At 72.5% G+C, this 12,523-nt stretch carries 14 protein-coding genes; 2 read left to right on the plus strand and 12 right to left on the minus strand.

The window, feature by feature from the left end; translation table 11 throughout:
• Positions 1-120: 120 nt before the first annotated feature.
• The 7 genes from BJY16_RS06955 to BJY16_RS06985 form a co-directional block, all read right to left on the minus strand.
• Positions 121-957 carry a hypothetical protein gene (locus BJY16_RS06955; protein ID WP_185038276.1) on the minus strand — a complete coding sequence of 279 codons (837 nt, stop codon included), beginning with the start codon at positions 955-957 and terminating at the stop codon, positions 121-123.
• A 58-nt stretch (positions 958-1,015) separates the two neighbouring features.
• Positions 1,016-2,005: an L-glyceraldehyde 3-phosphate reductase gene (mgrA, locus tag BJY16_RS06960; RefSeq protein ID WP_221502389.1), complete on the minus strand. Its 990-nt coding sequence runs from the start codon at positions 2,003-2,005 to the stop codon at positions 1,016-1,018.
• 282 nt (positions 2,006-2,287) lie between these two features.
• On the minus strand, positions 2,288-2,890 hold the full coding sequence (locus BJY16_RS06965) for a hypothetical protein (RefSeq protein WP_185038278.1): 603 nt from the start codon (positions 2,888-2,890) through the stop codon (positions 2,288-2,290).
• Between the two features lie 58 nt (positions 2,891-2,948).
• The gene (locus tag BJY16_RS06970; RefSeq protein WP_185038279.1) at positions 2,949-4,211 is read right to left on the minus strand and encodes a hypothetical protein; all 1,263 of its coding nucleotides are present in this window, start codon (positions 4,209-4,211) and stop codon (positions 2,949-2,951) included.
• Entirely contained in the window at positions 4,208-5,008 is an 801-nt protein-coding gene (locus BJY16_RS06975; protein ID WP_185038280.1) for an ABC transporter ATP-binding protein, read from the minus strand. The genes BJY16_RS06970 and BJY16_RS06975 overlap by 4 nt, the downstream gene beginning before the upstream one ends.
• Before the next feature lie 3 nt (positions 5,009-5,011).
• Entirely contained in the window at positions 5,012-5,806 is a 795-nt protein-coding gene (locus BJY16_RS06980; RefSeq protein WP_185038281.1) for a cupin domain-containing protein, read from the minus strand.
• Positions 5,803-6,351 carry an RNA polymerase sigma factor gene (locus BJY16_RS06985; RefSeq protein WP_185038282.1) on the minus strand — a complete coding sequence of 183 codons (549 nt, stop codon included), beginning with the start codon at positions 6,349-6,351 and terminating at the stop codon, positions 5,803-5,805. The genes BJY16_RS06980 and BJY16_RS06985 overlap by 4 nt, the downstream gene beginning before the upstream one ends.
• A gap of 96 nt (positions 6,352-6,447) precedes the next feature.
• Between BJY16_RS06985 and BJY16_RS06990 the strand changes: the two genes are divergently transcribed.
• On the plus strand, positions 6,448-6,774 hold the full coding sequence (locus BJY16_RS06990) for a TfoX/Sxy family protein (protein ID WP_185038283.1): 327 nt from the start codon (positions 6,448-6,450) through the stop codon (positions 6,772-6,774).
• Positions 6,775-6,821: 47 nt separating this feature from the next.
• On the opposite strand, the gene BJY16_RS06995 is transcribed toward BJY16_RS06990, so the two are convergent.
• From BJY16_RS06995 to BJY16_RS07005, 3 genes are read right to left on the minus strand one after another with little or no spacing between them, the layout of a single operon-like run.
• Positions 6,822-7,670 carry a sugar phosphate isomerase/epimerase family protein gene (locus tag BJY16_RS06995; RefSeq protein ID WP_185038284.1) on the minus strand — a complete coding sequence of 283 codons (849 nt, stop codon included), beginning with the start codon at positions 7,668-7,670 and terminating at the stop codon, positions 6,822-6,824.
• Positions 7,667-8,797 carry a dihydrodipicolinate synthase family protein gene (locus BJY16_RS07000; protein ID WP_185038285.1) on the minus strand — a complete coding sequence of 377 codons (1,131 nt, stop codon included), beginning with the start codon at positions 8,795-8,797 and terminating at the stop codon, positions 7,667-7,669. Before BJY16_RS07000 ends, BJY16_RS06995 begins: the two co-directional genes overlap by 4 nt.
• A complete protein-coding gene (locus BJY16_RS07005) occupies positions 8,797-9,945 on the minus strand; it encodes a Gfo/Idh/MocA family protein (RefSeq protein WP_185038286.1) in 1,149 nt (382 codons plus the stop codon). Before BJY16_RS07005 ends, BJY16_RS07000 begins: the two co-directional genes overlap by 1 nt.
• Positions 9,946-10,112: 167 nt before the next feature.
• Here BJY16_RS07005 and BJY16_RS07010 point away from each other — a divergent pair, with 167 nt between their 5' ends.
• Entirely contained in the window at positions 10,113-11,033 is a 921-nt protein-coding gene (locus BJY16_RS07010) for an Ig-like domain-containing protein (protein WP_185038287.1), read from the plus strand.
• A 3-nt stretch (positions 11,034-11,036) separates the two neighbouring features.
• Here BJY16_RS07010 and BJY16_RS07015 read toward each other — a convergent pair whose 3' ends face one another.
• Both BJY16_RS07015 and BJY16_RS07020 read right to left on the minus strand, forming a co-directional pair.
• Complete coding sequence (locus BJY16_RS07015) at positions 11,037-12,083, minus strand: hypothetical protein (RefSeq protein WP_185038288.1); 1,047 nt, start codon at positions 12,081-12,083, stop codon at positions 11,037-11,039.
• The gene (locus BJY16_RS07020) at positions 12,076-12,417 is read right to left on the minus strand and encodes a PadR family transcriptional regulator (RefSeq protein ID WP_307835731.1); all 342 of its coding nucleotides are present in this window, start codon (positions 12,415-12,417) and stop codon (positions 12,076-12,078) included. The genes BJY16_RS07015 and BJY16_RS07020 overlap by 8 nt, the downstream gene beginning before the upstream one ends.
• Positions 12,418-12,523 lie beyond the last annotated feature (106 nt).

The raw sequence follows: 12,523 nt of genomic DNA on the forward strand, positions 1-12,523 counted from the left end.
CAGGGGTGCCTCGGGGGTGCCGAGACACCCGTGCGGACCAGCCGGGGCCCTGCGGCTGACCCGCTGCGGCCCGCACCGGCGGGCGGGTGGTGGCGGGACGGAGGCGTACGAAAATATGGTTCAGTCGGTCAGCACGGCGGACCGCCAGCGCTCGGCCGGGCCGGCCATCAGCCAGCCGATCGCGCCGGTGAGGGACAGCAGGATCATCAGGAGCAGGTAGATCCAGCTCAGGCTGTTGTCCCAGCGGACCTCGCCGGCGTAGCGGAGGAAGGCGATCACGCTGGCCACCCCCGCGACCAGGTAGTTGATCGCACCGGCCCGCTGGCGCTCCGGGTCGCCCTCCCGGATGGCGAGGATCGAGCCGACGCCGAAGACCAGGGCCCAGACGCCCAGCGCCGACACGTCCAGCTCGGTCACCGGCCACGGCCAGCGGTCCGCCGCGGTGGCCGGGAAGAGCAGGGCGAACAGGCCGACGCCGGTGCCGATCAGGGCGACCACCGCGATCGGCAGCACGGTGAGCCAGAGCCGGGGGAACTCGCGCGGCGGATTCTGCCCGGGCGCGCGCAGTTGCAGCACCAGCAGGATCACCCCGACGACCGGGGCGAGCAGGTGCACGATCAGCCAGCCCCAGGCGTTGCCGAAGGCGATGAGGTCGCCGCCGCCGAGGTGCGTCCGGCCCGCGTAGCGCAGCGTGACCAGCAGCATCAGGATCATCAACAGCAGGGTGCTGAGGTACGCCACCCGGACGTCCACCCACCGCCGCAGCCGCAGCGAACAGACCAGCATGGCCAGGCCGCCGCAATATCCGGCGCCCATCGTGGCCGCGGACAGTGGTGAGTGGAACGTCCAGGCGAACCCCCGGCCGCCGAGCACGAAGAGCAGCAGCACCTGGAGGCCGGCGCAGAGCGTCAGCGGGATGAGGAATCCGGCACGGATCGCGGGCGTGACGTCCTTCATTCCGCGACGCTACAGCGAACCTCGTCGATTGGATAGTGGTCCTATCCTTCAAACCGCCTCAGTACGCGCTCGACCGCGCCCAGAGGTTGATCCCCGACTCGGTCGCGTGCTGATCGATCTCGGCCAGCTCCGCCTCGGTGAACGAGGTGTTGCCGAGCGCCGCCAGATTGTTCTCCAGCTGGGCGACGCTGCTCGCGCCGAGCACCACCGAGGTCATCCGCGGGTCCCGCACCGCCCAGGCGATCGCCATCTGGGCCAGGCTCTGCCCGCGCCGCCCGGCGATCGCGTTCAGCGCCCGGATCTTGCCGAGGTTCTCCTCGGTCAACCACTCCGTGGTCAGCGACTTCTGCTCGTCGGCCCGGGAACCCTGCGGCACCCCGTCCAGGTAGCGGTCGGTGAGCATGCCCTGGGCCAGCGGCGAGAAGCCGATGCATCCGGCGCCGGCCTGCTCCAGCACGCCGAGCAGCTCGTCCTCCACCCAGCGGTTCAGCATCGAGTAGGACGGCTGGTGGATCAGCAGCGGCGTGCCGAGATCACGCAGGATCGCGGCGGCCTCCGCGGTCTTCGCCGGGGAGTAGGACGAAATGCCGACATACAGCGCCTTGCCCGCCCGGACCGCGGCGTCCAGCGCCCCCATCGTCTCCTCGAGCGGCGTCTCCGGGTCGAACCGGTGCGAGTAGAAGATGTCCACATAGTCCAGGTTCATCCGCCGCAGCGACTGGTCCAGCGAGGCCGTCAGATACTTCCGCGACCCCCACTCGCCGTAGGGTCCCGGCCACATGTCATAGCCGGCCTTGGTCGAGATGATCAGCTCATCCCGGTACGGCGCGAAGTCCTCGGCCAGCAGGCGACCGAAATTGATCTCGGCGGAGCCGTACGGCGGGCCGTAGTTGTTGGCCAGGTCGAAGTGCGTGACCCCGAGGTCGAACGCGCGCCGCAGCACCGCGCGCTGCGTCTCGATCGGCTTGTCATCGCCGAAGTTGTGCCACAACCCCAGCGAGATCACGGGCAGTTTCAGGCCGCTGCGCCCACAGCGGCGGTATTCCATGGCGTCATAACGGGCCGACGAAGCCGCATAGGAACTCACCGTTGATTCCTACCGCACCCGGCACACTCCCGCCCCCGAATCCCCATCCCCGCCGGGCCGCTCCCGCACCGGACCATCCCCGCTGCCGCGACGCCGCCCGCCGGCTTCCGGTTCCTTTTCCGGTACGACTCGGAGCCCCGTGACAATCGGCACGCGAGGCCCGGCCCGCCGCACGACCGCGACGCGTGTCGTGCGGAGAGCCGGCCCTCACGGACCGTCCCCGGGAGGTCGGCGAGCGCCGGGCTACGCGGGCAGGTCGGCGGTGGCCCGGCGGGACGGGCCGGCCAGGGCGTAGGTGACCAGGCCGGCCAACGCCAGGAGCAGGGCGAGCAGGACGGCCGGCCGGTTGTCGGGGGCCTGGGACTGCCAGGTGAGGAGCTGGTCGGCGACCGTCTCGGTGCGGGGGAACAGGACGGCGATCAAGGTCCAGCCCAGGGGCAGGAACCAGGAGCGGGCCGGGGTGAGCAGGCTGGCGCCCAGAGCGGTCAGGCCCAGCAGGCCCGCCGCGTCGCGGAGCAGCACCGACGCCGGGCCGAAGTGGGCCGCGGTGTACCGGGTGAGCACCAACGAGCCGACCACGATCAGCAGCGCGGCCAGCAGGTGCGCGGCCCGGCGCGGCGGCCAGGACAGCGCGGCCGTCCGGTCCAGCGCGTAGTCCGGGCTGCTGAGGGTGAGGGTCAGGATCGACACCAGCAGCAACACCGTCAGCACCACCATCTGCGGTGCCACCTGCCGGTCCTTCGAGAAGATCGCCCACAGCGACCACATCAGGCCCGCGCAGCCAGCCGCCACGGCCAGCGCCATCGGCGCCCGTCGCGACCGCAGATAGAGCGTCAGCCACCTCATGCCGCACCACCCGACCGGACGACGGAACGCCGGCCCCGGGACGGGATCGAGTAGCGCTTCATCGGCACGTCAGGGCGGACTGGCGGATGGCGGCGACCTCGGCCTTCGCCTGGGCGGCGGGGAGCGCTCGCAACTGCTGCCAGCGGAGCCGGGCCCCGGCGGTGGTGTCCGGGTCCTCGTGGACCGGTGGTTCGCCGATCAGCCAGAAACCGGCCGCCAGCGAGTCCTCGAAGTCGGGGCCGTTGTCGCAATCGTAGGGCCGTTCGAAGGCGGCGACGACGATCTGCGCGGTCAGGTCGGCGGTCCGGCCGGTGCGGATGCGGACCAGGGCCACGTCCGGGCTGCGGGGCGCCGGCACGTCGGACAGGTAGGTGCTGTTGTCCTCGTTCACCCGGGTCGGGGCGCCGGGAAGCCTGGTGAGGACGGTCAGCGCCTCCCGGGCCTGGGGCACCACGTCCGGGAGCAGCCCCTGGTGCACCCGGCTGACGCACACGCGGGGCTCGTCCGCCGCGCAGACCAGCGCTTTCGCGACCGGGTCGACCGAGTCGACGACCTGCCGGTTCCGGTGCGGCATGACGGTGACGGCCAGGATGACGCCGACGGTCACGGCCAGCAGCGCGGTGACCCGGCTCCGCCAGCCGCGGGAGGCGAACAGCAGCATCCCGGTGACCGCCAGCGCGCCGAGCCAGATCGCCTGGGCGGCGCTGATCCGGCCGGGCACGGTGGTGTAGGCGTCCGGCATGTTCATCTCGTAGATCGGCGAGAAGACCAGCGCCAGCCAGCCCCGCGGCCGGGTCGCCCCGGGGATGGTCAGCAGCAGGCCGAGACCGGCCACGGCCAGAGCCGGCGCGGTCACCAGCCAGGGCAGCGCCCGGCCGGCGGCGAGACCGATCCAGGCCGCCGCGACCAGGGACAGCAGGCCGACCGCGACGACGGTCAGGGCCTGCGGCGGCAGATAGTGCGCGGTGCCGAGCAGCGACACCCCGCCCGCGACGGTCATCAGCAGGTACGCCCCGGCGACCGCGACGGCCAGCGCCAGCATGGTCGGCACGGTCCGGTGCGACCGGGGCCGGGCGGTGCTGGCGAACAGCTCGGTCACCTTCGCCTGGTGCTCGCGGCGGCCCTGCCAGGCGCCGGCGGCCAGCGCGAGGGGCCAGAGCAACCCCAGGTAGAGCCGCTGGGTCATGGCCAGCTGCATCCAGCCGGTCGACCAGTCCCCCTCGTCGAAGAGGTAGAGCAGCGCGACGCCGACGGCCAGCAGGATCAGGGCGGCGCCGATCGCGGTGGAGCGGCGGAGCTCGATGCCGAGGACGCGGGTCACCGGCCGGCCTCCGCCCGGTGGCGGCGCAGCAGGGCGGAATAGCCGCGCTCGGCGGGGCTGTCGCCGGCGTCGCCGGCGGCGCCCTGGGCCACCAGCGTGTCCGGTGTGCCCTGGAAGACCAGCCGGCCCTGGTTCATCATCACCACGTCGGAGCAGGCGGCGACCACGTCCTCGACCAGGTGGGTGGAGACCAGCACGCAGCTGTCCGCGCCGAGGCCCCGCAGCAGCTCGCGGAAGTCGAGGCGCTGCTCCGGGTCGAGGCCGACGGTCGGCTCGTCGAGCAGCAGGATCGCCGGGTCGTTGACGATCGCCTGGGCGATGCCGACCCGGCGCAGCATGCCGCCGGAGAGGGTCTTCAGCTTGGCGCCGGCCCGGTCGGCGAGCCCGACCCGGTCGATGGCCCGCTGCACCGCGCCGGGCACCGCGGGTTTCGGCATCTCCTTGAGCCAGGCCATGTACTCGACGAACTCGCGCACGGTGAAGCGCGGGTAGAACCCGAACGCCTGCGGCAGGTAGCCCAGTCCGCGGCGGACCCGGCGCAGGTCGGCCCGCCCGTCCACCGGCTCGCCGAGCAGGCTCAGCTTGCCGCCGGCCGGCTCGATCACGGTGGCCAGCGCGCGCATCAGGGTGGTCTTGCCGGCGCCGTTCGGCCCGAGCAGCCCGTGCACTCCGGTGCCGAGGCTCAGGTCGAGCCCGTCGACGGCCAGGTGCCGGCCGGCCCGGACCCGCAGGCCCTCGGCGTGCACCGCCCAGGGATGGGTGGTGGGGGCGGTCTCCGCCGCGCTCACCGATCGCATGAGTCAACTCCTCCTGAGAAAGCGGTCGGCGCGGGCCATCACGAAGGCTGCCGAGGCAACCGCGATGAACGCCCAGACGCCGAGACTGCCCGGCTGAAGCACAACCGGGAGGTGGGCGGTGAGCACCGCCGGCAGGGCCACCGCGGACGCCCAGCCGGCGATCAGCCCGAGGGCGGCCCGGCGCACTCCGATGAGCGCGCCGAGCGCGATGGCGGTGGTGGTGAAGGCCAGGCACGGCAGCAGCGTCAGGGCCAGCGAGACACCGGCCCGGTCGCTGGCCAGCAGCAGCATCGGCACGATCACGGCGAGCACCGTGGCGGTGCGCCGCAGCAGCAGCGGCAGGCCGGCCGCCGGGGTGCTGGCGATCAGCTCCCCGGCCGGGTCGCTGCCCCGGCTCCAGGCGACCGCCACCCCGGGCAGCGGCGCGATCGGGGCCAGCAGCAGCACCAGCGACGGCAGGGCCGGCTGCAGCGCCTGGAGCAGCACCGCGCAGAACAGGATGGCGCCGGTCATGGTCAGCCACGGGACCAGTTGCCAGACCAGCCAGCGGTTGCGGGCCGCCGACCAGCGCCGCCGGACCGGGACCGGAGCCGGCCCGCCGGCGACGCCCCGCTCCACCCCGGCGGTCACCCGGTCGAGCAGGGTCAGCACGTCCTCCGGGGCGCTGCCGGCCAGCCGGGCCCGGCAGTCGGCGCACTCCTCCAGGTGCACCTCGACCGTCCAGACGGTGGCCTCGTCGAGGTCCACGTCGCCGCCGGCATAGCGGGAGATCACCGAAGGGTGGGGGTGTCCGGTCATGACAGCGCCTCCCGCAGCGCGAGCCGGGCCCGGCGGGCCCGGGTTTTCACGGTGCCCTCCGGCACCCCGAGCAGCAGCGACGTCTCCCGGACCGAGAGACCGTCGAGGACCATGGCGCGCAGCACCTGGCGGACGTCCGCCGGGAGGGTGAGCAGCGCCTGCTCCAGCTCATGGCCGACCCGGCCGGCCATCACCTCGTCCTCGGCGGCCGGGACGGTGGTGGCGGCGTGGGCGACCGGCACCTTCTCCTGGCGGGCACGCCGGCGGAACGCGTCGACCAGCCGGTTGGCCGCGATCGTCCAGAGCCAGCCGACCGCGCTGCCGTCGGTGGCCGAGCCGGCGAAGTCACCGGCGGCCCGCCAGACGGCCAGATAGGTCTCCTGCATCACGTCGGCGACCACGTCGTCGTCGGCGCACCGGCGGCGCAGCCGCACGGCGAGCCACGGCGAGGTGCGCCGGTAGAGCTCGTCGAACGCGCGCCGGTCACCGGTGGCGGTGCGGCGCACCAGCTCCGCCTCGTCGGCCGCGTCCAGGCTTCGTCTCACAACCAGCAAGACGACGGCAGGCCGCCCACGGTTCTCCAGTCGGAGTGACGTGAGTCACACAACCTCGCTGCGCCCGCGCAACAGCTAGGTTGAGGCATGGCCTTCGACGAGGCACTCGCGGAACGGATCCGGGACGCGCTCGGAGACGTCGACGGGGTGAGCGACAAGCGGATGTTCGGCGGGATCACCTTCATGGTGCACGGCAACATGGCCGTCGGCGTGATGGGTGACGACCTGATCGTGCGGCTCGGCGCGGCCGCCGGGGAGGCGGCGCTGGCCGAGCCGGGCACCCGGGTCTTCGACTTCACCGGCCGCCCGATGAAGAACTGGGTGGTGGTCGACGGCGACCGCCTCGACGACGACGACCTGGCCCGCTGGCTCCGGGCCGGCGTCGACTTCGCCTGCTCGCTGCCACCCAAATAGCAGGGCCCGGCGCGGACGTCGCTGGCCGCCGCCGGACCCCGGTCCTTTCAGAAGACGCTGTCGTACGCGGTGAGCGTCACGTCCAGCACCTCGCGCCCGGGCCGTTCCCAGAGGCCGGCGTTCATCACCTCGACCTCGATCGGCCCGGCGTACCCGGCCTTGTCCACCGCGTCGTGGAACGCCCGCATGTCCACGCACCCGTCCCCGGGCAGCCCGCGCCCGGTCAGCACGCCGGCCGGCAGCGGGGTGATCCAGTCCGCGAGCTGGTAGATCGCGATCCGCTCGCCGGCCCGGGCGATCTTCTCCAGCACGGTGTCGTCCCACCACAGGTGGTAGGTGTCGACGGTGACCCCGACCTGCCCGGCCGGGTGCTGCTCGGCGATCGCCATCGCCTGGTCCCAGGTGCTGATCACGCACCGGTCGGCGGCGTACATCGGGTGCAGCGGCTCGATCGCCAGGGTCACCCCGGCGGCGGCCGCGTACGGGGCCAGCCGTCCGATCGCGTCGGCGACGTGCCGCCGGGCGCCGGCGAGGTCCCGCGATCCGTCCGGCAGCCCGCCGGAGACCAGGACCAGCACCTTCGTGCCGAGCGCGGCGGCCTCGTCGATCGCCCGGCGGTTGTCGTCGAACCAGTCCGGCAGCTGGAAGAAGCCGCTGCGGCAGAGCGTGGTGACGGTCAGGCCGGCGTCCCGGACCAGGGCGGCGGAGCGGGCCAGACCGTATTCGGCGACCGGCTCACGCCAGAGCGCGACCTGGTCCACCCCGGCCGCCACGCAGCCGGCGACCATCTCCTCCAGGCCCCAGAGCTTGGCGGTGATCTGGTTGAACGAGAACCTGCTCCGGCGTAGCCCTGAGTTGACGGCGGTGCCAGCCGATTCGCTCGCCGGCTCGCTCATCCCGCCATCACCTCGAAGAAGCGGTTCGCGCGGTGGGCCGCCAGATCCGGGTCGGGCAGCAGGCCGGCCGCGTCGGCCAGCTCGACCAGCCGGGCGAAGTGCGGCACCGACCGGCCGGACTGGAGCCCGCCGACCATGGTGAAGTGCGACTGGTGGCCGGCCAGCCAGGCGAGGAAAACGATGCCGGTCTTGTAGTAGAAGGTCGGCTTCTGGAAGATGTGCCGGGACAGCGGCACGGTCGGCGCGAAGATCCGGTCGTACTCGTCCAGGTCGCCGCGGTCCAGGGCGGCGAAGGCGGCCGCCGCGGCCGGGGCGATCGCGGCGAAGATGCCGAGCAGCGCGTCCGAGTGTCCCCGCTCGTCGCCGCGGATCAGCTCCGGATAGTTGAAGTCGTCGCCGGTGTAGAGCCGGACCCCGGCCGGGAGCCGGCGGCGCAGCCGGACCTCGTGGTCGGCGTCGAGCAGCGAGATCTTGATCCCGTCCACCTTGGCCGGGTTCGCGGCGATCAGCTCGAGGACGGTCTCGGTGGCCTTGTCCACGTCGGACGAACCCCAGTAGCCCTCCAGGGCCGGGTCGAAGGCGGTGCCGAGCCAGTGCAGCACCACCGGCTTGTCCGAGATATCAAGCAACGAACGATAAATCGTCAGATAGTCCTCGGCGTCCCGGGCGGCGGCGGCGAGGTGGCGGCTGCACATCAGCACCGGCGCGGCCCCGGCGGTCAGCACGTCGGCGAGCTGCTCCTGATAGGCCCGCTGGATCCGGTCCAGGGTCACCGGGCCGGGTGCGAGCTGGTCGGTGGCGACGCCGGCCACGATCGGCCCCTCGGCCGCCGCCGCGCTGCGCCGGATCAGCTCCCGGGTCGCGGCGTAGTCCAGACCCATCCCGCGCTGGGCGGTGTCCATCGCCTCGGCCACCCCGAGGCCGTGTGACCAGAGGTGCTGCCGGAAGGCGAGGGTCGCCGCCCAGTCCAGGGCGGCTGGTGCGCCGGGCGAGTTCTCCGCACGCGGGTCCGCGACCACGTGCGCGGCGGCGTACGCCAATCGGGTCTGGAATGGGGTGGCGGGTTTGTCCCAGACCCGCCGGTCGGCGAGGGTCAGCGGCCCGGACGGCAGGCGGACCGTGGCCATCAGGCGGTCCCGAGCTCGATGCGGCGGCCCTCGCGGGCGGACTGCAGGCCGGCCTCGGCGAGCCGGACGCCGCGGGCGCCGGAGGCGAAGTCCCAGGGGAACGCCTCGCCGGCCACGACGTGCCGGAGGAACGCCTCCCACTGGACCTTGAAGCCGTTGTCGAACTCCTCGTTGTCCGGCACCTCGGACCACTGGTCGCGGAAGGAGAAGGTGACCGGCAGGTCCGGGTTCCACACCGGTTTGGGCGTGGTCGCCCGGTGCTGGATCTTGCAACCGCGCAGGCCGGCGACCGCGCTGCCGTGCGTGCCGTCGACCTGGAACTCGACCAGCTCGTCGCGGTTGACCCGGACCGCCCAGGAGGAGTTGATCTGGGCGACGATGCCGCCCTCCAGCTCGAAGATCGCGTAGGCGGCGTCGTCGGCGTCCGCGGTGTACTCCTCGCCGCGCTCGTCGACCCGCTTCTCGACGTGCGTGGCGATCGTCGTCTGCACCCCGCGGACCGCGCCGAACAGCTCCTCGAGCACGTAGTTCCAGTGCGGGAACATGTCCATCACGATGCCGCCGCCGTCGGCCAGCCGGTAGTTCCAGCTGGGGCGCTGGGCGGCCTGCCAGTCCCCCTCGAAGACCCAGTAGCCGAACTCGCCGCGCACCGACAGGATCCGGCCGAAGAAGCCGCCGTCGATCAGCCGCTTCAGCTTGCGCAGGCCGGGCAGGAAGAGCTTGTCCTGGACCACGCCGCTGCGGATGCCGGCCTCGGCGGCCAGCTCGGCCAGCTCCTCGGCGGCCGGCGAGCTCTCGGCGAGCGGCTTCTCGGTGTAGACGTGCTTGCCGGCCGCGATCGCCTGCCGGATCGCCTTCTCCCGCTGCTGGGTGACCTGCGCGTCGAAGTAGATCTCCACGTCCGGACGGGCGAGCGCGGCGTCCAGGTCGGTGGTCCACTCGGTGAGGCCGTGCCGCGCGGCGATCGCGGCGAGCTTGTCCGGATCGCGGCCGACCAGGATCGGCTCCGGCCAGATGTGCCCGCCGCCGGGCAGGGCGACGCCGCCCTGCTCCCGGATGGCGAGCAGCGAGCGGACCAGGTGCTGCCGGTAACCCATCCGGCCGGTCACTCCGTTGATCACAATGCCGATCGATCTGCGCGCTGCCATGTGCGGTTACCTCCGGATGCTTAAGGAAAGCGCTTTCCTGCTGCTGGCAGCGTAGGACTTCGAAGCCGTTCGAACAAGGGGCGCGACGATGTCCACATCGGTTGGCACCCCTTCCGCAGGCCGCGGCGGAACGCTAATCTGGCCGGAAGTTGATCACGGGGGAAACCATGCGCCGTCGCACCGCCGCCCTGTCCACCATCACCGCCCTGGCCACCGGGCTGACCCTGACCGCACCGGCCCAGGCCGCCGAGCCCGCCGCCACCGATGTGGACGGTCCGGCGATCAGCATGTCGTTCCCGCAGGCCGACGGCTACGTCAGCGTCCACCGGCCGTTCTCGATCCACGCGACCGACCCGGACGACATCGACCGGATCGAGCTGTCCCTGAACGGCCAGCCGGCCGGCACGGTGCCGCTCACCGGCTGGGACCGCAACCAGGTCGTTCTCGACCCGGCCACCCCGAACGGGCCGCTGGCCGTGACCGTCCAGGCCTACGACCGGCTCGGCAACGTCAGCGAGCTGACCCGCACCGTGGTGGTCGACAACGACCAGCCGGTCTTCACCGGCACCCCGGGCGGATACTTCCTCCGCGGCACCGTCACCGTGAGCGTCACCGGCCTCCGCGACGCGACCGGCCCGGCCTACCTCAGCGCCTACTTCGGCAATCACCTGGCGGTCGCCGGCACCCCGGAGAGCCCCTGGACGGTCCAGCTCAACACCACCGAGGTCCAGGACGGCGGCAAGATCCTGACCTGGGAGGTGACCGACAAGGCCGGCAACCTCACCCAGCTGCAGCGGCAGGTCTGCGTGGACAACACCGCGCCGGCCAAGGTGACCTGGCTCAAGGCCCCGAAGAACAAGGCGAAGCTGCGCGGCAAGGTGACCATCAAGGCGGACGCCGCCGACCCGTTCGGCATCTCGCGGGTGCAGTTGCTGGTCAACGGCAAGGTCGCGGCCACCGACGCGCAGCGGCGCTACTCCTTCACGCTGAACCCGAAGAAGTACGGCAAGAAGTTCACCGTGCAGCTGCGCGCCTACGACCAGGCGGGGAACGTCAAGTACTCGACCAAGCGGACCTACCGCCGCTGACCCTCACCCCGCCATTGGCTGGTTGACCGGCGCCAGCCGGTCGACCGCCCTCGCCTCGGCGACCAGGATGACCGCGGCCAGCAGTGACAGCCCGATGATCGCCGGGGCCAGCGGGTTCGCGATCTGGTTGCCGAGCGGGTACATCAACTCGGTGCGGAGCAGCACCGCCGAGCTGGACGCCGGCCACATGCTGGCCACGCAGTCGAAGCTGTTCACCACGGCGGCGGTCAACGCCGGCAGGCTGATCAGCAGCGCCCGCCGCCGGGTGCCGGGCGCGGTCCGGGACACCCGGTGCGCCAGCCAGGTCAGGCCCTGGCCGGCCAGCAGGCCGCCGATCAGGAAACCGGCGATCGCCCCGGCCAGCAGGCCGGGCGGCTCGACCGGGTACCAGAAGATGGTCATCCCGGTCCGGTCGTAGGTGCCGCTGACCCGGACCAGGGCGCCGTCCCGCTCGGCCCAGAACACCCCGTCCGGCGCGTTCTCGTCGCCGCGCACCAGGTCGCCCATGGTCCAGCCGTCGTTCCGCAGCGTCCGGTACGCCTCCGTCACCACCACCGAAGCGTCCGGCACCCGGTCGTAGCCGCGCGACTGCTCGTCCGGCACCGGGCGGGACCCGGCCCAGCCCTCTCCGCCGTAGCCGTACAGCGTCCCGGACGTCCCGGCGAGATAGGCCAGCTCCACCGGGAGGTAACCGGACGCGTCCGACGTGGTGGCCGGTGGCTGCCCGGCCAGCCGGTCGGCGAGCGCGGCCAGCCGGGGCGGCTCCGGGCTCCGCGCGGCGTAGACGGCGAGCGCGCCGGCCCCGCTCATCACCAGCGCCACCCAGAGCGCCACGAACCCGACCAGCACGCCGCTGATCCGGCCCGGCGGCACGAATCGGTAGCGCAGGCCGACCAGCAGCAGGTACATCGCCTCGCCGCGGGACGGCCGGGTCTGACCCGGCTCGGCCGCGTCCAGCAGCGTGGTCAGGATCTCCAGGCCACGCTCACGACGGTAGAAGCGCGGGTAGGCCCAGAGCAGGCGGCGGTAGGAGAGCTCCAGCTCAGGCATGCTGAACTCCCCCGATGAAGCCGAACGCCTCGCGCAGCCGGGTGGCGGCCACCTTCGCGTTCGACTGGAGCCTCGCCACCGCCTCCTCGAGCGCCGCGCGCCCGTCGTCGGAGAGGACGTAGTAGCGGCGCAGCCGGCCGCCCACCGCCTCCTCCCGATCCACGACGATCAGGCCGTCCGAGCTGAGCCGGTCGAGCGCGGCGTAGAGGGTCCCGGCCTTGAGCCGCACCCGGCCGCCGGAGAGTTGCTCGACCGCCTGCATGATCCCGTAACCGTGCAGGGGCGTACGCACCAGCGCGGTCAGGATGAAGAAGGTCGGCTCCTGCATCGTCATGGCCGTCACTATAGACGATCTTTATATACAGTCAATCTGCATATGAGCCCCGGGCCGCCCGCGCCTCGACCGCGTCCAGCAGCAGGCCCAGGGCCAGCTCGAGCTG

It is taken from the genome of Actinoplanes octamycinicus, from assembly GCF_014205225.1.
GTDB lineage: Bacteria > Actinomycetota > Actinomycetes > Mycobacteriales > Micromonosporaceae > Actinoplanes > Actinoplanes octamycinicus.